This is a genomic window from Methylobacterium sp. CM6257 (assembly GCF_054611515.1).
The window spans coordinates 6,862,490-6,880,040 of record NZ_CM137735.1; the positions used below are offsets into that span (position 1 = coordinate 6,862,490).

The 17,551-nt window shown below is 71.2% G+C and carries 22 protein-coding genes; 12 read left to right on the forward strand and 10 right to left on the reverse strand.

Going from position 1 to position 17,551, the window contains the following annotated elements; genetic code table 11:
* The first annotated feature begins 94 nt into the window (after positions 1-94).
* Positions 95-598 carry a PRC-barrel domain-containing protein gene (locus tag ACYCO6_RS33460; protein WP_459767521.1) on the forward strand — a complete coding sequence of 168 codons (504 nt, stop codon included), beginning with the start codon at positions 95-97 and terminating at the stop codon, positions 596-598.
* Positions 599-686: 88 nt separating this feature from the next.
* Entirely contained in the window at positions 687-1,268 is a 582-nt protein-coding gene (locus ACYCO6_RS33465; RefSeq protein ID WP_459767523.1) for an SCO family protein, read from the forward strand.
* A gap of 118 nt (positions 1,269-1,386) precedes the next feature.
* Here the strand turns inward: ACYCO6_RS33465 and ACYCO6_RS33470 are convergent, their stop codons facing one another.
* Both ACYCO6_RS33470 and ACYCO6_RS33475 read right to left on the reverse strand, forming a co-directional pair.
* Positions 1,387-2,025, reverse strand: a complete 639-nt coding sequence (locus ACYCO6_RS33470) for a PilZ domain-containing protein (RefSeq protein ID WP_459767525.1) — start codon at positions 2,023-2,025, stop codon at positions 1,387-1,389.
* 217 nt (positions 2,026-2,242) lie between these two features.
* The gene (locus ACYCO6_RS33475; protein WP_459767527.1) at positions 2,243-2,842 is read right to left on the reverse strand and encodes a PAS domain-containing protein; all 600 of its coding nucleotides are present in this window, start codon (positions 2,840-2,842) and stop codon (positions 2,243-2,245) included.
* Positions 2,843-3,199: 357 nt separating this feature from the next.
* Between ACYCO6_RS33475 and ACYCO6_RS33480 the strand changes: the two genes are divergently transcribed.
* Entirely contained in the window at positions 3,200-4,021 is an 822-nt protein-coding gene (locus tag ACYCO6_RS33480; RefSeq protein WP_459767529.1) for a rhomboid family intramembrane serine protease, read from the forward strand.
* Between the two features lie 130 nt (positions 4,022-4,151).
* Positions 4,152-4,583, forward strand: coding sequence for a CBS domain-containing protein (locus ACYCO6_RS33485; protein WP_459767531.1), 432 nt, complete (start codon positions 4,152-4,154; stop codon positions 4,581-4,583).
* A gap of 245 nt (positions 4,584-4,828) precedes the next feature.
* Here ACYCO6_RS33485 and ACYCO6_RS33490 read toward each other — a convergent pair whose 3' ends face one another.
* From ACYCO6_RS33490 to folE, 4 genes are all read right to left on the reverse strand, one after another.
* Entirely contained in the window at positions 4,829-6,400 is a 1,572-nt protein-coding gene (locus tag ACYCO6_RS33490) for an alkaline phosphatase D family protein (RefSeq protein ID WP_459767533.1), read from the reverse strand.
* Between the two features lie 61 nt (positions 6,401-6,461).
* Complete coding sequence (locus tag ACYCO6_RS33495) at positions 6,462-7,445, reverse strand: patatin-like phospholipase family protein (RefSeq protein WP_459767535.1); 984 nt, start codon at positions 7,443-7,445, stop codon at positions 6,462-6,464.
* Positions 7,442-7,864, reverse strand: coding sequence for a phosphoribosyl-AMP cyclohydrolase (hisI, locus tag ACYCO6_RS33500; RefSeq protein WP_459767537.1), 423 nt, complete (start codon positions 7,862-7,864; stop codon positions 7,442-7,444). The genes ACYCO6_RS33495 and hisI overlap by 4 nt, the downstream gene beginning before the upstream one ends.
* A 55-nt stretch (positions 7,865-7,919) precedes the next feature.
* Positions 7,920-8,591: a GTP cyclohydrolase I FolE gene (gene folE / locus ACYCO6_RS33505; protein ID WP_459773841.1), complete on the reverse strand. Its 672-nt coding sequence runs from the start codon at positions 8,589-8,591 to the stop codon at positions 7,920-7,922.
* Between the two features lie 385 nt (positions 8,592-8,976).
* On the opposite strand from folE, the gene ACYCO6_RS33510 reads away from it, so the two are divergent.
* Entirely contained in the window at positions 8,977-9,423 is a 447-nt protein-coding gene (locus ACYCO6_RS33510; RefSeq protein WP_459773842.1) for an iron-sulfur cluster assembly scaffold protein, read from the forward strand.
* A gap of 4 nt (positions 9,424-9,427) precedes the next feature.
* Entirely contained in the window at positions 9,428-9,766 is a 339-nt protein-coding gene (gene yidD / locus ACYCO6_RS33515; protein WP_459767539.1) for a membrane protein insertion efficiency factor YidD, read from the forward strand.
* A gap of 156 nt (positions 9,767-9,922) precedes the next feature.
* On the opposite strand, the gene pdxA is transcribed toward yidD, so the two are convergent.
* The 3 genes from pdxA to ACYCO6_RS33530 form a co-directional block, all read right to left on the reverse strand.
* The gene (gene pdxA / locus ACYCO6_RS33520; protein ID WP_459767542.1) at positions 9,923-10,951 is read right to left on the reverse strand and encodes a 4-hydroxythreonine-4-phosphate dehydrogenase PdxA; all 1,029 of its coding nucleotides are present in this window, start codon (positions 10,949-10,951) and stop codon (positions 9,923-9,925) included.
* Positions 10,948-12,051 (reverse strand): four-carbon acid sugar kinase family protein, encoded by a 1,104-nt coding sequence (locus tag ACYCO6_RS33525; RefSeq protein WP_459767544.1) that lies wholly within the window; start codon positions 12,049-12,051, stop codon positions 10,948-10,950. The genes pdxA and ACYCO6_RS33525 overlap by 4 nt, the downstream gene beginning before the upstream one ends.
* Before the next feature lie 89 nt (positions 12,052-12,140).
* A complete protein-coding gene (locus ACYCO6_RS33530; RefSeq protein WP_459767546.1) occupies positions 12,141-12,929 on the reverse strand; it encodes a FadR/GntR family transcriptional regulator in 789 nt (262 codons plus the stop codon).
* A gap of 171 nt (positions 12,930-13,100) precedes the next feature.
* Between ACYCO6_RS33530 and ACYCO6_RS33535 the strand changes: the two genes are divergently transcribed.
* From ACYCO6_RS33535 to uraD, 6 genes are all read left to right on the forward strand, one after another.
* Positions 13,101-14,111 (forward strand): 2-keto-3-deoxygluconate permease, encoded by a 1,011-nt coding sequence (locus ACYCO6_RS33535; protein WP_459767548.1) that lies wholly within the window; start codon positions 13,101-13,103, stop codon positions 14,109-14,111.
* Positions 14,112-14,233: 122 nt separating this feature from the next.
* Positions 14,234-14,404 carry a DUF3606 domain-containing protein gene (locus tag ACYCO6_RS33540; protein WP_459767550.1) on the forward strand — a complete coding sequence of 57 codons (171 nt, stop codon included), beginning with the start codon at positions 14,234-14,236 and terminating at the stop codon, positions 14,402-14,404.
* Positions 14,405-14,498: 94 nt separating this feature from the next.
* The gene (locus ACYCO6_RS33545) at positions 14,499-14,723 is read left to right on the forward strand and encodes a DUF2934 domain-containing protein (protein WP_459767553.1); all 225 of its coding nucleotides are present in this window, start codon (positions 14,499-14,501) and stop codon (positions 14,721-14,723) included.
* A gap of 66 nt (positions 14,724-14,789) precedes the next feature.
* Positions 14,790-15,377, forward strand: a complete 588-nt coding sequence (gene uraH / locus ACYCO6_RS33550) for a hydroxyisourate hydrolase (RefSeq protein WP_459767555.1) — start codon at positions 14,790-14,792, stop codon at positions 15,375-15,377.
* Between the two features lie 38 nt (positions 15,378-15,415).
* Positions 15,416-15,769, forward strand: a complete 354-nt coding sequence (gene uraH, locus ACYCO6_RS33555; protein ID WP_459767557.1) for a hydroxyisourate hydrolase — start codon at positions 15,416-15,418, stop codon at positions 15,767-15,769.
* Between the two features lie 4 nt (positions 15,770-15,773).
* Complete coding sequence (gene uraD, locus ACYCO6_RS33560; RefSeq protein WP_459767559.1) at positions 15,774-16,283, forward strand: 2-oxo-4-hydroxy-4-carboxy-5-ureidoimidazoline decarboxylase; 510 nt, start codon at positions 15,774-15,776, stop codon at positions 16,281-16,283.
* Between the two features lie 12 nt (positions 16,284-16,295).
* Here uraD and ACYCO6_RS33565 read toward each other — a convergent pair whose 3' ends face one another.
* Positions 16,296-17,543: a methyl-accepting chemotaxis protein gene (locus ACYCO6_RS33565; protein ID WP_459767561.1), complete on the reverse strand. Its 1,248-nt coding sequence runs from the start codon at positions 17,541-17,543 to the stop codon at positions 16,296-16,298.
* Between the last annotated feature and the right edge of the window lie 8 nt (positions 17,544-17,551).

Sequence of the window (17,551 nt, forward strand, 5' to 3'; positions counted from 1 at the left end):
CGAGAGCCGGCGAAGGCCACGGAACTTAAGCTCCGCCGGAGCCTTATGGCGGCGCCACCTTCGTTCGCGGCCTCCGTCCGAAAGACCTGCTCCGATGCGTCTCCCGCTCCTCGCCTCGGCCCTCCTGCTGGCCGGCCTCGCCACTGCCTCGGCGCAGAATGCCGGCGCGAACTCGGATAAGGGCTCCGCCGCGACCCCGGTGCCCGGGCAGCCAGCCACGATGGCCGACAGTCTGCGCCCGACCTTCGTGGCCCAGACCCCCGACGACATGGTCGCCAGCAGGCTGATCGGGACGAGCGTGACCAACGGGGCCAACGAGACCATCGGTCAGATCGCCGATTTCGTCCTCGATCAGAAGGGGGCCGTGAAGGCCTGGATCATCGGGGTCGGCGGCTTCCTGGGGCTCGGCTCGAAATACGTGGCCGTCGATCCCTCCGTGCTGAAGCTCGACCGCGCCGACGGCAAGACGCTCCAGGCGCGCATCGACACGACCAAGGACCAGCTGCGGGCCGCCCCGGAATACGTCTACCTCGGCAAGGAGCCGCCGAAGGGCGCAGCCCCCGCCAGCCCCGCGGGCGAGCCGGCGCAGAAGCCCTGACGGATCCGAAGAGCGGCACCGGGCCGGCTTGCCTCGGCGCGCGGTTCCGTGCTGTGCCAACCTCCACCCGGAGGTCGGAACCCGTCACATGCGCCGCGCCCTGATCCCGCTCCTCGCCTTCTGCCTCGGCCTCGTCGGCATCACCGGGGCGGCGGTGTTCGCGTTCCTGCCCGAGAAGGCGCCGGTGGGGGTGCCCGGCGTCGGCGGACCGTTCACGCTGGTCGATCAGGACGGGCGCACGGTCACCGAGCGCGACTTCGCCGGGGCCACGCACCTCGTGTTCTTCGGCTTCACGCACTGCCCGGACGTGTGCCCGACGACGCTGCAGCAGGTCTCGGACGTGCTCGCCGCCCTCGGCCCGAAGGCCGAGCACATGCGCGTCGCCTTCATCACGGTCGATCCGGAGCGCGACGACCCGGCGAGCCTGAAGACCTACCTGTCGAGCTTCGACCCGCGCATCACCGGGCTCACCGGCAGCCTCGAGCAGGTTGCTGCCACCGAGAAGGCGTATCGCGCCTACGCCCGCAAGGTCCCCGGCAAGGACGGGGACTACACGATGGAGCACACCGCCATCGTGTACGTGATGGATGCCCAGAACCGGTTCCTCGGAGCCCTGGATCTCTCGCGCCCGGCCGCCGACACCGCGGCGCAGCTCGCCAAGAAGATCTGAGGACAGCCGGGCGGCTCCCGAGCGCTCGTCGCCGAAGTGGACGCCGGTTCGGCGCAGGCGAGCGCGTCAGATCAAGACCTGAGAGCCGCTTCCGATTGCAACGCGATCGGGAACGGCTCTAGAGCGTCATCCCGGCATGGAAGCGGTCGGGGGAGAGCGGCAGCAGGAACTGCACGCCGAAGCCCCCCTCGAAGTAGCGGACCAGCCGCCCCGGGGTGCTGCCCACCGTCACGGCGGCGCCGAGCGGCAGCGCCACCGGGCAGGAGATCGCGACGCCCGACATCGAGATGTCGATGAGCCGCGCCCGGATCTCGCGTCCGCCATCGAGCCGCAGGACCACCGCGGTCTGGGTCGGGACGAGACGCTCGTGCGAGCGCCCCTCGGGCAGGCCCAGGATCTCCCGGTTGGCGAGCCATGTGAGCTGCGAGGCGAGCTTGTCGCGCTTGCGCGGGGTGGCGTTGAGCTGGACCGCGAAGCCGCCCTTGCACAGGCGGGCGATGACGCCCTCGATCCGGCCGATATGCTCCAGGTAGAGCACCACGCGCTCGCCGACCTCCCCCTGCACCGCGCAGGTCAGCCGCACGCCGCCGGGCGACATATCCAAGGTCTGGCAGGGATATTCACGCCGGTCGGACAGCATGTAGCGCCCCAGCACGGCGACCCGGACGCGCTGGTGGCGGCGCTCATCGGCGGCGCCGCGCCCATGCTCGGTCACCCCGCGGAGTTCTGTTCTGGCGGTGGCGTCGACCGCGATCATCCCGAGATTGGCCCTGCGCCGCGACAATCGAGCCCGCAGACTAACCTTGGACCGTTACGAAACCCTTGTCCCGGCCGCGGCTGTATCGGCCGTGTGGACGGTTTGTCAGTCGACTCAAGCATCTGACGGCGCAGCCGACGAGCTGCGCAAGTCTTCGTGGTTCCGGGAAAATGAATCGGCTGCGTGAAATTCGGGCCGTGCCGGGCGGTCGAAGGGCTCAGGCCCGGCCGCCGGCGTGGACGAGGAGATGGCCGCGACGCACCGGCCCTGGGTAGCCGGCACTCGCGCGGGCGGCCGGCCGCGGCGGCGGGACAGCGTCAGGCCGGCGGCTGGGGAGGATGCGCAGGGAGGTCGTCTCGGCGTCCACCAGCGGGCGCAGGCCGATCCAGTGCGGGGTGCCCTCGAGGCTCAGGGTGCCGAGCGCCCGGACCTGCGTGCGGCCGCGATGGCGCAGCGGGAGGAGCAGGAGCTCGAGGTCGGCCGCCTCGCCGGCGGCGTTGGTGCCGCGCAGGCCCGCCACAACGCCGAGGGTGTCGTTGGCGACGATCTCGACGATCCGCCAGGGGTCCGGCGCCTGCGAGCCCCAGAGCCGGGCGAAGGGTTCCCCCTTCAGCTCCCGGCCGTAGAGGGCGCAGACCCGCGTGCCCGCGAGCCGGATGGTCGCCGAACGCGCGGCCATGTCGAGTTCCAGGATCAGGCTGTCGGCGAGGAGGTGCCGGATCTCGCCCGGCTCGATCTCGGCGCGTTCCGGCGCCGCGCGCTCTCCGCGCAGGCGCTCCCAGTAGGTGTGGAGCATGCGGCTCGTGGGATGCTTCATCGGTGTACCGACTCTAAACGCCTGTGGTTCATCCCTGGCTCGTTCTGGCACATCCGCGTGGCTGTGGCCGGCCGAACCGGGCGCTCACCGTGTCGGAGCGCACGGGCCGTGCCGTGCGGCCCGGGACACCGCCTCGGCGGCGGGTCGCGGGCCTGTCCCGGCGACGCTCGGAGCCGAATCGCCGACCCGCCGCGCAACCGTGGCGGGAGACCTGCGTGAAGCGGCAGGATTTTACAACCGCTCGGGCCGGGCTGCCCGAATTCAAGTCGACGCGGCCGACCGCGCCGTATCGCCCGGCGAGCTTCAATACGTCGCCGGGGCTTGCCCATCCGCCCACGGTCCCGACATGGTGCCGCGATGGATGCCTCCCCCGAATTCCCGCGGCAGAGCCGCGTGCCCGTGTTCAACATGCCGGGGGTGGTGACGCTCTCGATCGGCCTGCTTCTGGCGATCCAGGCTTTGCGCGAGTTCCTGCTGCCGGACACCTGGGACATCCGGCTCGTCCTTGACCTCGCGCTGGTACCGGCCCGCTGGTCCGTGTGGCTCGATCCCGGCAAGGCCTCCGAGGTGATCCGCGCGGCCGCGGACACGGGAGATCCCAGCCTGGAAGCCGCGCGTGAGGCCTTCGCCCGCTACATCGTGGGCGAGCACGCGCTCCAGCCCTGGACGCTGGTCACCTACGCCCTGCTCCACGGCTCGTGGATGCACGTGATCTTCAACAGCGTGTGGCTCGCCGCCTTCGGCTCGCCGGTGGCGCGCCGCTGCGGACCCTGGCGCTACGGGATCATCGCGCTCGCCGGCACGGCGGCGGGCGGTCTGCTCCACGTGCTGATCGATCCCCTGAGCGCGGGGCCGCTGGTCGGCGCCTCGGCGGGGATCTCGGCCCTGATGGCCGCCGCAGCCCGCTTCGTGTTCCAGCCCCCGGTCTCCGGCTACGGCGGGGCGCCCTGGCAATTGCCGCCGCACCGGCCGGTCGAGACCATTCCCGAGCTCCTGCGCAACAGGACGGCGGTCTCCTTTCTGGTGATCTGGCTCCTGACCAACCTGCTCTTCGGCCTGGTCAGCATGCCCCTGGTGGGCGAGAACGCGGCCATCGCCTGGGACGCGCATCTGGGCGGCTTCGTCGTGGGTTTCCTGCTCTTCCCTCTCCTCGACCCGCGGCAGACGGGCCGGCTCTGAGCACCTTGCCAACACGCCGGTTCAGACACACACTCGCCACAATGTAAACGAGCCGGGGCCCACCCGGACGGCAGCGCAACGGGGGCGCCGCGGGCTGATGGCGCACCAGCCGCGTCAAGGGAGAGACCCAATGAACGTCGCACGCATCCTCGCCGAGAAGGGCAGCTCCGTCGTGACCGTGAGCCCCGACAAGACTCTCGAGGAGGTGATCCAGATCCTCGCCGACAAGCGGATCGGCGCCCTCGTGGTGGCCCATGCCGACGGATCCGTGGCCGGCATCATCTCCGAGCGTGACATCATGCGGGCGCTCGCCCGGCTCGGGGGCTCGACTTTCGACGCGCCGGTCTCCGCGCACATGACCACCGAGGTCACCACCTGCAGCAAGAGCGCGACGATCGAGGAGGTCATGGCGCTGATGACCGACGGCCGCTTCCGCCACGTGCCGGTCTGCGAGGACGGGCGCCTGATCGGCCTGGTCTCGATCGGCGACGTCGTGGCGCGCAAGATCGCCACCGTCGAGGCGGAGCACCAAGCGCTGCGCGACTACATCACCACGGCGTAGGGGCGCCGATCGGGGCGGGCGGCCGGAAGCGGCGGCCGTCCCACGAAGGTTTCGGGCGGCATGGGCTCCAGGCCTGGACGTGATCTCCGTTGGACCAAGCGGAGCGCGGGTCTCCTCTTTAGGGTGTGCCTTATCCGGACAGCTCTCCGCTCTCGCCTCGACTCTCTCCCGCTCGGGAGAGGGGAGGTGCGTCGCGCCCGACGTCGATGACGCGCTGCAGATCGGATCTGATGCGCCGCCCGCGCTCACGCCTTCGCGGGATCCAGCGTGACGTGCCAGAGATCGGCATCGGCCGCGTCCTTGAGGGTCACGGTCATCTGCTCGGTGGCGCCATCGACCGCCACGTGGCCGAAGAACTGGTAGCCCGCCGCCGGCGACAGGTTCACCTGGCCCTTGTCGGGCACCTTCACGAAGCGCAGCTGCGGCCCGAACGTGTTGTCGAGCGTGTTCGGCCCGAAGGTCCCGGCATGTAGCGGCCCGGAGACGAATTCCCAGAACGGGTCGAAGTCCTGGAACTGCGCCTTGTTGGGGTCGTAGTAGTGCGCGGCCGTGTAGTGCACGTCGGCCGTCAGCCAGACCGTGTTGCGGATGCCGGCGCTCTTGATGAAGCGCAGCAGGTCGGCGATCTCCAGCTCGCGCCCGAGGGGCGGTCCGTCCCCCTGCGCCACCGCCTCCGAGCCGAAATTGCGGTCGACGTCGTAGGTCACCACGAGGCCGAGCGGCATGTCGGCGGCGATCACCTTCCAGGTGGCGCGCGAATCGAGCAGCGCCTGTTTCAGCCAGGCGAGCTGCTTCGGCCCCAGGAAGTAGGCGTCGGGCCCGTATTCCGTCTGCCGGTTCTCGCCGTTCGGGCCCCGGTAGGAGCGCATGTCGAGCATGAACACGTCGACGAGGGGGCCGTAGGATATCTTGCGGTAGACGCGGCCGGGCTCGGCCGGCTCGAAGCGCATCGGCATGTACTCGTGGAAGGCGCGGGCCGCGCGCAGCTGCAGCGCCAGCACGTTCGGATCGGCGTATTTCTTCTTCAGGTGCTCGGCCCGGGTGAGGGGCTCGCCCGGCCACCAGTTGTTGGTGACCTCATGGTCGTCCCACTGCGCCAGGATCGGCACGGCGGCGTTCATCGCCAGCACGTTCCGGTCGGTGAGGTTGTACTTGTGGCGGCCCCGGAACTCCGCGAGGGTCTCGGCTGGCTTGGAGACCGCCTCGGTCACCCGGTTGCGCCACAGGCTGCCGTCCGGGAGCTTCACCTCGGACTGGATCGGCCCGTCGGCGTAGATCGTGTCGCCGGAATGGATGAAGAAGTCAGGCCGGTTCTTCAGGATGGCGGAATAGATCGTCATGCCGCCGCGGGCCTCGTCGATGCCCCAGCCCTGGCCGGCCGTGTCGCCGGACCAGCAGAACGAGACCGCGCGTCGGTCTGCCGGCGCGGTGCGGAACCGCCCGACCTGCCCCTGGCCGAGGATCGTCGGCGCGGCGATGTCCTGGAGACGGACCCGGTAGAACACGTCCTGGCCCGCCGGCAACCCGGTGAGCGCCACCTTCACGGTGCCGTCGGTCTCAGGGAGTGCGTCGGCGAAGACGCCGCCGCGGATCTCGGAAAAGCTCTCGGTGGTGGCCCACTCGATGATCGCCCGGGCGGGCCGGTCGGAGCGCGCCCAGACCACCGCCGAGTCGGTGCCGACGTCGCCTGATTGAAGCCCGTGGGTCAGGACCGGCCGGTCGGCGGCCCGGCTCAGGCCGGGGCGCCCGAGGCCGGAGACCAGCCCGACGAGGCCAGCGCCTCCGGAGAGCAGGATCTGGCGGCGATTCGCAGACATTGGAAGCCCTCTTGCGTGCCGGGCGCCCATGGCAGGCGGCCGCGACAACCGGATGACGCTCCTATGCTCGCGCCGCGGCACCCTCCAGCACGGTCCGGATCCGGGGCAGGGCGGCCCGGGCGGCCCGATGCCCGAGGGCGATGCCCTCGGCAGCGCGATGGAAGTCGAACAGGCCGAAGCCGGCAACGTCCGGGCCGATGGCCACGTCCGGCGGGTCCCGCTCCAGCCGCGCCCGGGAGATCCGGTCCTGGGTGATGTTGAAGGCGCCGAGTACAACCCGGGCGATGCCGGGCACCGGGATCTCGGACTCGGTCCGGTCGAAGCCCGCCAGGCGCCCGCGCATCATCCGGAGGAAGCTTCGGCGCGGGGCCGGCTCCGGCACCTCGTGCACCACCGGGCCGCCGGTGTCGCCGTTGAGGTTCACGCAGATCACCAGATCGGCCCCGAGGGCCCTCGCGAGGGCCACCGGCACCGGGTTGACCAGCGTCCCGTCCATCAGCACGCGCCCCGCGTGGGCCACCGGGGGGAACAGGCCGGGGATCGCGTAGGAGGCGCGCACCGCCTCCACCGCTGGCCCCTCCGTGAGGTTCACCTCCTGGCCGCTGCCGTATTCCGTGGCGACGCAGCCGAAGCGGATGGGCAGGGTCTCGATCCGGCGCTCACCGAGATCCGCGACCAGCCGCTGGCGCAGGCGATTGCCGGCGATCAGGCCGGAGCCCGGCAGCCGCGGGTCGATGAGCCCCACGACCCGGCGCCGGGTCAGCGCCCGCGCGAAGGCTTCGAGCCGGTCGAGGCGGCCGGCCGCGTAGCACGCCCCCACCACCGCGCCGATGGAGCAGTCCGCCACCACGGTCGGATGGATGCCGGCCTCTTCCAGCGCCCGGATCACCCCGATATGGGCCCATCCCCGGGCCGATCCGCCGCCTAAAGCGAGCCCGACCCGCGGCCCGGCGCTGGGTGGCGGCCGGACCGGCTCGACGGTGCCGGGGAGGAAACGGGGCTCGGCGGACTCGTCTTGCCACCGGGTGGCAAGAGGGCGGCTCATTGCCCGGCGGCCTTCAGGACGACCCGGCCGTCCGCCTCCCGGACGACGCTGCGGTAGAAGCAGTCCCGCCGGCCAGTATGGCAGCAGCCGCCGTCGCCGCCGACCTCGACGCGGATCAGAAGCGCGTCCTGATCGCAATCGACCCGCATCTCGACGACGCGCTGAATCTGCCCGCTGGTGGCGCCCTTGTGCCAGAGCTCCCGGCGCGAGCGCGACCAGTACCAGGCCTCGCCGGTCTCGATGGTGCGCGCCAGCGATTCGGCGTTCATGTGGGCGAGCATCAGCACGCGCCCGTCCTGCGCGTCGACCGCGATGCAGGTGATCAGTCCGTCCCGGTCGAAGCGCGGCGTGAAGGCCGTGCCCTCCTCGACCTCGGCGCGGGTGCCGGGGAGATCGAAAGCGCTGTCGCTCGCGGTCATGGCGCGGACGTCGGGACCTCTGGTTCGCGGGCCGTATAGGCTACTTGGCGATAGGCTACTTGGCGCCGCCGCGCACGAGCGTCAGGAAGCGGACCTGCTCGTTGGCGTTGTCCTTGAACACCCCGCGGAACTGGCTGGTGATGGTCGAGACGCCGGCCTTCTGCACGCCGCGCATCGCCATGCAGAGGTGCTCGGCCTCCACCATCACGGCGACGCCACGAGGCTTGAGGATGCTCTCGATCACGTCGGCGATCTGGGCGGTCATGGTCTCCTGCGTCTGCAGGCGGCGGGCGAAGGTGTCGACCACGCGGGCGAGCTTCGAGAGACCGACCACGCCCCGGGTGGGGTAATAGGCGATGTGGGCCAGCCCCATGAACGGCACCATGTGGTGCTCGCAATGGGAGTGGAACGGGATGTCGCGCACCAGCACGATGTCCGAGTAGCCCTCGACCTCCTCGAAGACGCGCTCCAGCAGCTTCTCGGCATTCACGCCGTAACCGCCGAACAGCTGCTCGTAGGCCTTGGTGACCCGGGCCGGGGTGTCGCGCAGACCCTCGCGGGTCGGATCGTCGCCGGCCCAGCGCAGGAGCGTGCGGACGGCCGCCTCGGCCTCGGCGCGGCTCGGGCGGCCGGTCTCGATGCCCTCGGGGACGCGGGTGGCGGACGCCGGCTCCGGCGCGATCTCTACGGAACGGCCGTCATCCACCGGCCGATTGTCATTGCGCATACCTGTCAGACCTTGCCCGTCGAGACCGTTCCGGTCGAAACCCTGGCCGTCACTCTGGTAAGAGAGGGATTTGAGCGCGGCATCCATGGCATCTCCGGCCCGCGCCATGCGGGACTTCATCGGGGTGCTGTCGGGCTTGGCATACATCGTCGGATCGCGTCGGGCTTTGGAGGGAAGATCCCGGGCTCGAAAAGGTTTCAAGCCGGCGCCCCGGGTGGACTAGAGCCTTCGGAACCACCTTGGCCGTGGGCGCGACCCTGGTCGACGGCCCGCCTCCTCGCGAAGCGGCCCTAGGGGGCCTATATCATCGTTCGCGGGGCAACGCGCAATGCGCGAGCCGCGCGGCAGATTCCCGATGGGATTCGCGCTCCCGGCCGAGGACCCGATGCTCGACGACATCTACAACCGCCGTATCCTCGAACTCGCCGCTGATATCCCGCGGCTTGGCCGCCTGGAAAAGCCGGATGCCAGCGCCACCGCGCATTCGCGCCTGTGCGGCTCCACCGTGACGGTCGATCTCGTCCTCGGTGCGGACGGCCGGGTGGCCGATTTCGCCCACGAAGTTCGGGCCTGCGCCCTCGGCCAGGCCTCCTCGTCGCTCATGGGGCGGCACGTCGTCGGGGCTACGGAAGAGGAGCTGCGCGGTGTCCGCGAGACCATGCGGGCGATGCTCAAGGAGAACGGCCCGGCGCCCGACGGCACCTGGGCGGACCTCGCGGTGCTGGAGCCGGTGCGAGAGTTCAAGGCGCGTCACGCCTCCACGCTTCTGACCTTCGACGCGGTGGTGGACGCCCTCGACCAGATCGCCGCCAAGCGGCAGGCTGCTGCCTGAGCCGATGATTCGGCGCGCCGCCCACTGGGCGATCCGCACCTATCAGCTCACCCTATCGGGCCTGATCGGCCGCCAGTGCCGGCATTGGCCGAGCTGTTCCGCGTACACCGACACCGCCATCGCCCGGCATGGGCTCTGGGCGGGCGGCTGGATGGGCTTCGCTCGGATCTGCCGCTGCGGACCGTTCGGCACCCACGGCATCGACCTCGTGCCGGAGCGACTGCCGGAGAGGGCGGCCTGGCACCGCCCCTGGACTTATGCCCGCTGGCGCGGCGTCGAGGCGCCGCCCTCGCCCTTCGCCTGTGAGGCGGTGGGGGAGGAGCCCCGGGCCGAGGCGCGCTAGGCGGCGTACGTTCCTGATTTGTTTCACGTGAAACAGGGCGCGGTGAGGTCGATGTGCCGCCCTGTCATTTCGGGGCGCCAGCCAGACAGGCCTCCAAGCAGGAACCTCAGGGCGGGGAGGATGGATTGGACAGCCGCTTCCAGGCTGTCCGGATCCTCACGCGGCCTGGCGGTTGGCGGCGAGCCGCTCGGCGAACTCGATCGCCTCGATCAGGCTGCGCTCGTTGGCGATGCCCTTGCCGGCGATGTCGAAGGCGGTGCCGTGATCGACCGAGGTGCGGATGATCGGCAGCCCCAGGGTGATGTTCACGCCCGAGAGGTCCATCCACTTGCCGGTGGCCGGGTCGATCTCGAAGCCGAGCAGCTTCACAGGGATGTGCCCCTGGTCGTGATACATGGCGACGACCGCATCGTACTGGCCGGCGCGCAGCTTCACGAACACCGTGTCGCCCGGCACGGGCCCGTGGATGTCGAGCCCATCCGCGTTGGCCTTCTCGATCACCGGGGTGCTGACATCGATGTCCTGGCGCCCGAACAGGCCGCCCTCGCCGGCATGGGGATTGAGCGCGGCGACCGCGATCTTCGGCTTGGCGAGGCCCAGGCCCTTCAGGGCCTTGTCGGTGAGATCGATGACCAGGCGCAGGCGCTCCGGGGTCAGGCGCTTCGGCACGTCCTCCAGGGCCACGTGGGTGGTGACGTGCGAGACCCGCATGTTGCCGTGGGCGAGCATCATCACCGAGCCGCGCACGCCGGTCAGCTCCGCCAGCATCTCGGTGTGGCCGGCATAGTGGTAGCCGGCCTTGTTCAGGGCCTCCTTGTTGAGCGGTGCCGTGACGATGCCGCCGATCCGGCCCGCCATCGCGAGGCGCACCCCGGCCTCGATCGCCTTGTAGGCGAAGCGCCCGCCATCGGCGGAGAGCCGGCCTGGCTCGATCGGCGCACCCTCCGCATCCGCCTGGAGGCAGCAGAGGGCCGGCCAGTCGCCGTCCTCCGAGACCTCGGGGATCCGCTCAGGGAGAAGGCCGAGCGCCTCCTCGGCGCGGTGCAGGGCCGGGGCGCTGCCGATGACCATGAGGCGCAAGGTCCCGGCGGCGATCCGGTCCTTCAGCCGGGCGGCGGCCTTGACGATGATCTCCGGGCCGATGCCGGCGGGATCGCCCATGGTGATGGCCAGATGTGGGGTCACGGATCGCTCCTGTCGGGCGTCAAACCATTGCGTTGAAGTAGATCGCGCCAGACGCCGTCCGTTCCAAAGGCGCCGGATTTCGAGATCACCGCGAGCCCGTCCCAGCGGCCGCCCCGCAGGGTCGAGCGGGGCAGGCCGGGGATGATCTGGCCGGTGACGTCGAGGCGCTCGACCGAGAGTGCGAGGCAGAGCGCCTTCAGGGTCTCGCCGCCGGCCACCAGCAGCGTGCCGGGCTTGGCGATGCGGCCGACCACGCCCGCGAAGGTCCTTGCGATCTGGTCCGCCGCGGCCTCTCGGGCGGTGCCGTCCGGCAGGGCGAGGCTCGCCAGCACGACGCCGTCGCGTTCGAGGCGTTCCGCGATGGATGCCGCATGGTCGCCCTCGTGAGAGGGCAGGACCAAGCTGTGCCGGCCGCAGGCCGCGAGCTGGGAAGCGGTTTCGGGCCGGTCGGAGCCGAACAGGCCGAGCACCGGACCGGCGAGCCGATCGTCGCTCGGTGCATCCACGCTCCGCGCCAGGGCCGCCGCCAGGCCGCCGCTGCCGCACCACAACACCGGCCCGTCGCCGCCGAGTGCCGCGATGCGGCCGAGGTCGTCGTCGCTGGACGCATCGTAGACCGCGACCCCCGTCACGGGACCGTCGGCGACCGAGGCCCGGCGCGCCGGCAGCCCCGCCGCCCGCAGCGACTCGGCAATGTCGCCGGAGACGGGGGGCCAGCCACCGTCGCGCCGGGCGAGCTGGCGCCCATCCTCCGTGCGGCGACCCTGGTAGGGGAAGGCTGGCGCGACGATGCAGCGTTCCCAGCCGCCGGCCCGGATCACCGAAGCGAGTTCCGCCGCCCAGGGACCGCGCAGCAGGCTGTCGACCTTCTTGAAGGCGATGTCGGCCCCGTCGAGGCGCGGGGCCAGATCCCCGACGATCCGGGCCGCCGCGTCCGCGCTGCGCTCGCGGGTCCCGGAATCGATCGCCAGGGACCCGGACGCACCTTCCGGCAGGATCTCCGGCCACATCACCGGGATCGGCCCGCACAGGCCGGTGAAGCCGGCCGCCGTGTCGAGGGTGCCGGTCAGGTCGTCGGCGATGAGGCGCAGGCGGGTCATGGCAGCAGGGTGATGGGAGCGCTACCCGGTTCTGATCCGGAACTTGTTGTAAAGTTATCAGAGCCCATACCGACGATGCGGTCCCGCGATCAAGCACGTTGCGCCGTTGGTCCGGTTTCCAGCGACAGATCGAGGAGCCGTCCCTCGAACAGACGGTCCCGGGAACCGCGGATATGCGCGGCCATCCGGGCGCGGGCCCCTTCGGCGTCCCGGTCGCGGATCGCCGTGAAGATCCCGCGATGCTCCTCCAAGACCGTGTGCAGGCCGGAATCCGGGCCGAGCAGGGCGAGGCCGTGGATCCTCATGCCCACCGCGATATGCGCTCGCAGCGCCTGCATCGAGGCCGCGTAGTAGTGGTTGTTCGAGGCGGCCGCGATCGCGTGGTGGAAGGCGAAATCCGCGTCGTCCCGGTGCTGCTCCTGGCGAGTGGCGACGCCGAGCAGATCGAGCGCGGCCTCGATCCGGCCGAGGGCCGCCGTGTCGCGGCGGGCCGCCGCGTGGAAGGCCGCTTCCGGTTCGATGGTCAGGCGGAACTCGTAGCAGCGCTGGATGTCGGCGATGCTCTCCACGGGCGCGAAGCCCAGAGCCCGGCTCGCCTCGCGCGGCCGGACGAAGCTGCCGGCCCCCTGCCGCGACACGATCACCCCCTCGCGGCGCAGACGGTCGAGCGCCGACCGCACCACCGGGCGCGAGACCTGAAAGCGGGCCGCAAGGTCGTGCTCGCTGGGCAGGCGCGCGTTGGGGCCGTAGAGTCCGTTCGCGATGCCCGTGAGGATCGCCTGATAGATGCCGTCGGCCAGGGCCGCCGGCCTCGCCGGGGCCGGCACGCCTCCCTCCAGGCCAGCGGCCTCCCCTGAGCATGGCAGGGTTGACGACATCCGAGACCGACTCCGTGCGTGCTCAGCGAAGTCAGCGATGAAGGCGCCGCCTTGTCAACAAGTTGGCGGCTGCAGCCCAGTATTGCGCCCACTTGTCGAAAGGTTGTAGCAGGCGCCCGGGGGGACGGCGGGTGTCAGGCTCGGGACAGGGGCGACACCAGAGGACGACCCATGCAGATTCCGATCAAGCGTTCGCTGGAGCGCGTCCCCGGCGGCCTGATGGTGGTGCCGCTGTTCCTCGGCGCGATCCTCCACACGCTCTTCCCCAACACCGCGACCTTCTTCGGCTCGTTCACCGGCGCGCTGTTCAACGGCGCGCTGCCGATCCTGGCGGTGTTCTTCGTCTGCATGGGCGCAGGCATCGATTTCCGCGCCACCCCGGCCATCGCCCGCAAGGGCGGCGTCCTTCTGGCCGCCAAGGTCGGGGTCGCGGCCATCATGGGCGTGGTGTTCGGCCACGTCCTCGGTGAGTCGCCCGTGGTCGGCGGGGCCTTCGCGGGGCTCTCCACCCTGGCGATCGTCGCCGCCATGAACGACACCAACGGCGGGCTCTACCTCGCCCTCATGGGCCAGTTCGGCCGCCCGAAGGATGCGGGCGCCTACGCGATCATGAGCCTCGAATCCGGCCCGTTCCTGACCATGGTGACGCTGGGGCTGGCGGGCCTGTCGGCCTTCCCGTGGCCCACGCTGGTGGGCAGCATCCTACCGCTGCTGATCGGCATGGTGCTGGGCAACCTCGACCGCGACATGCGCGCCTTCCTGTCGGGCGCCGCGCCGGTGATGATCCCGTTCTTCGCCTTCGCGCTCGGCTTCGGGCTCGATCTCGCCAAGATCTGGCAGGCGGGCCTTCTCGGGATCGGGCTGGGGGCCGCCGTGGTCGCGGTCACGGGTGCGGTCCTGTTCGTCGCGGACCGGCTCACCGGCGGCAACGGCGTCGCCGGAGTCGCCGCCGCCTCCACGGCGGGCAATGCCGCTGCCGTGCCGGCGATCATCGCGGCCGCCAACCCGGCCTACGCGGAGGCGGCCGGCCCCGCCACCGTGCTGGTGGCGGCGAGCGTGGTGGTCACGGCGCTGCTCGTGCCGCTGCTGACCGCCTTCGTGGCGGCCCGGGTCCCGCGGGAGGTGGAGCAGCCCGAGGCGCTGCTCGACCTGGTCCCGCAGCCCGCGCCGACGGCGCACTGATCGTCCGCGGATGGCGGCTGCCCACGCCCTCGCGGGGTGGCAACCGAACTCGGTGAGATCCGGTTGTCTCTCCAGACAGCCGGGCGGGGCCGCGGCGCATCGAGATTTCAGGCAGGCAGAGCATGTCGATCGACTCCAGAGGCAAGACGCATATCGACATCTACGATCGCGCCACGCGTGAGGCGTGGGCGCAGCGTTTCGGGGTCAGCGAGCAACAGCTGCGCAAGGCGGTCACGATGGTCGGAAGCCGGATCACCAGCGTGGCCGCCTATCTCGACAAGCCGGCCTCCTGATACGGCCGGCGGCATCGACGTGAAGCTCGACTCCCATGCCTCCCTGGGACCCTCGGCCCCGGGAAACCAGCCCCATCCTCCCGGGTCATCGTCCGTGCCAGACGACAAGAACGCGCCTTCCCCGGCCCGGGCGCCGGACGCCATCACCTTCGAGCAGATCCGAGAACGCGCCTACGAGTTGTGGGAGCGCAATCACCGGCCCGAGGGGTTCGAAATCGAGTTCTGGTTGCTGGCCGAGCGGGAGCTGCGCAAGGAGCGCGAACGCCGGATGGCCGCCGACGCGCTGGAATCGTCCAAGCCCGACCCGAAACCGCAATAGCGCCCTGCCGGCTCTGGCTTGCTCCTTGCGTCGTTTCGCGGGATGCGAGACCGCCGGAGCCTATCGGTGGCCGCCGCTTGCCCTCCGCCCTGGCTCTGCCCCAGCCCGTCACTCCTGGATCCCGAGCGCCGGGATCCCTTCGTGGAGCCGCTCGCCCTGACCCGTCGAAGCCTCGCCGGAATCGGCCTCGGCGGTGCCGCCGCCTCAGCGGGCGGCGTCCGGGCCCAGGCAGGACCCGGGCCGTCGGCCCCGCGCAGGCCCGCTGCGCTCACATCCGCGCCGGTCTCGCAGCCCGGCCTCGGGCCGCAGCTGACGCTGCACGCCATCGACAATTTCCATGGCACGCCCGCCGCCGGCATGGTCTGCGACCTGTCCCGGCGCGCGGGCGAGGCCTACAGGCCGATCAAGACGGTCGTCACCGCCGCCAACGGCCGCCCGGCCGAGCCGCTCCTCGTGGACGACGCCCTCACGGCCGGCCATTACGAGCTGCTGATGCATGTCGAGGCCTATTTCGCGGCGCTCGGCCTGAAACTGCCGAGCCCGACCTTCCTCAGCCTCGTGCCGATCCGCTTCCAGATTCGCGACGCCGGCCAGCGCTACCACCTGCCAGTGCTGTTCACGCCCTGGGGCTACTCCTACTATCGCGGCAGCTGAATCCGCCCCGCGCCGCATCCTTCCAGGATACCAAGTCCATGGCCGGCATCTCGACCCATGTCCTCGACACCGATCGCGGGCGGCCCGCCGCCGGGATCCGGATCGACTTCTCCGTCCTGGAGGGGGAGACGTGGCGGCTCGTGAAGAGCGTGGTCACCAACGCGGACGGGCGGACCGACAAGCCCATCCTGGCGGCCGACGAGGCCAGGATCGGCCAGTACCAGCTGGCCTTCCATGTCGAGGATTACTTCAGGGGCCGCGCCGGAACTGCCGAGAGCGACATCTTCATCGACAATCCCGTGGTGCGCTTCGCGATCTTCGACCCGGCGCAGCACTACCACGTGCCGATGCTGTGCGCCCCCGGGAGCTTCACCACCTACCGCGGCAGCTGAACCGGTGCCGGACCTCGCGGCGATCAACCGGATGGAGGCGGACGCCTTCGAGGCTTTCCTCGGGGGCGTGTTCGAGCATGCCGCCTGGGTGGCGCGTGACGCCTGGGAGCGGCGCCCTTTCGCCAGCGTGGCGGATCTGCATGGGGCGATGATGGGGGCGGTGCGCGCCGCGCCGGCACGGACGCGCCGCGCCTTTCTCAACGGGCACCCGGAGCTCGCCGGCCCGGAAGCGCGGGCGCGAAGCCTGACGGCGGATTCGGCGAGCGAGCAGGGCAGCGCCGGCCTCGACCGCATGACCGAGGCCGAAGCGGCGGCCTTCGACCGCCTGAACGCGGCCTATCGCGCGCGGTTCGGCTTTCCCTTCATCATCGCGGTCCGGGGGCGGAGCCGGGCCGAGATCCTCTCGGTGTTCGAGGCCCGGCTCGGCCGCGATCAGGCGGCCGAGGAGGCGGCCGCCCTCGACGAAGTGGCGCAGATCACCCGCATGCGCCTGGACCGCCTCGTCGACGTCTGAGACCGTGGAGGCTCAGGCGGCCGCGATGGCCGCCCGTGCGTCCTTGATGGCCGCCTCGAAGGCGACGAAGGCGGTGGTCGCCTCGTCCCAGGCCTGGGCGCGGACGTGGCGGATCAGGGCCGCGGCCTGCTCGCGGGCCCGCGCCAAGGGGGCCTCCACGGCAGCCGGCCGGGTCGGATCGGCGGCAACGCCCGCCGGCGGCTTGTCGGCCGAGCGCATGCCGACCAGGGTCGCCGCGATGGCGCGGCGCCAAGCGGCGCAGTCGGCCGGGAGGCGGCCCACCCGCTGCTCTACCGAGTCCCCCTTCTGCCGATCGAGCAGGGTGCGGCCGAGATCCTCGATCTGCTCCAGCTGGGCCAGGGCATCGCCGATCTCCCGGCGTGCCTTGTCGGTGCCTTCCGCGATGCGGCCGACATTCCGGGCGATGTCGCCGGTGGCCTGCATCTGCTGGCCCAGGATCTCGGAGGCCTCGCGCATCTGGGTCGCGACGTTCGCGACGGCGCCGCTCTCCGCCTCGACCCGGGCATTGGCCCGCATCATGGCCGCCGCGCCGGTCTCGACCGCGCTGCGGCTGCGGGTGACCGCCGCCTGCATCGCTGCCATCTCCTCGCGCAGGCCGTTCACGCGGGCGCGGATCTCGTCGGTCGCCTTGGCGGTCTGTGCCGAGAGCGTCTTCACCTCGGCGGCGACCACCGCGAAGCCGCGGCCGGCCTCACCGGCGCGGGCCGCCTCGATGGTGGCGTTCAACGCCAGCAGGTTGGTCTGGGCCGAGATCGCCGCGATGGTGCCGGCCATCTCCTCGATCCGCAGGGCCGCCGTGGAGAAGCTGTCGAGCCGGCTGCCGATCTCCTCGGTGCCTTCCTCGATGCCGCGCATGCCCTCGGTGGCGCGATGGAGGTCGCCGACGCAGGTGGCGATGCCGGCGCGGGCGGTCTCGGCGGTCTCGGCCGCCGAGGAGGAGCGGGCCGCGATCTCGCCCGTCGTGGCGGCGAGTTCCTCGCTGGCGGCCGCGATCAGGCGCGCCTGCTCGGCGGTGCCGGAAGCGTCATGGGTCATCCAGCCGATGGATGTCCCGGCATCCGACGCCGCAGCCGAAAGCCGCGCCATGAGGGACAGCCATTCGCGATCGAAGGCCGGAGCGGTCTCAGGCAGCGGGTCCGGATGCGCAGGCGCCGCCACGGGCGCCTCGACCGGGGCGCTGACTGTCGCCGGGGAGCCGGCTGCGCCTGGATCGTGGCGCTTGCGGCGCAAACTGAACATGCCGGTTC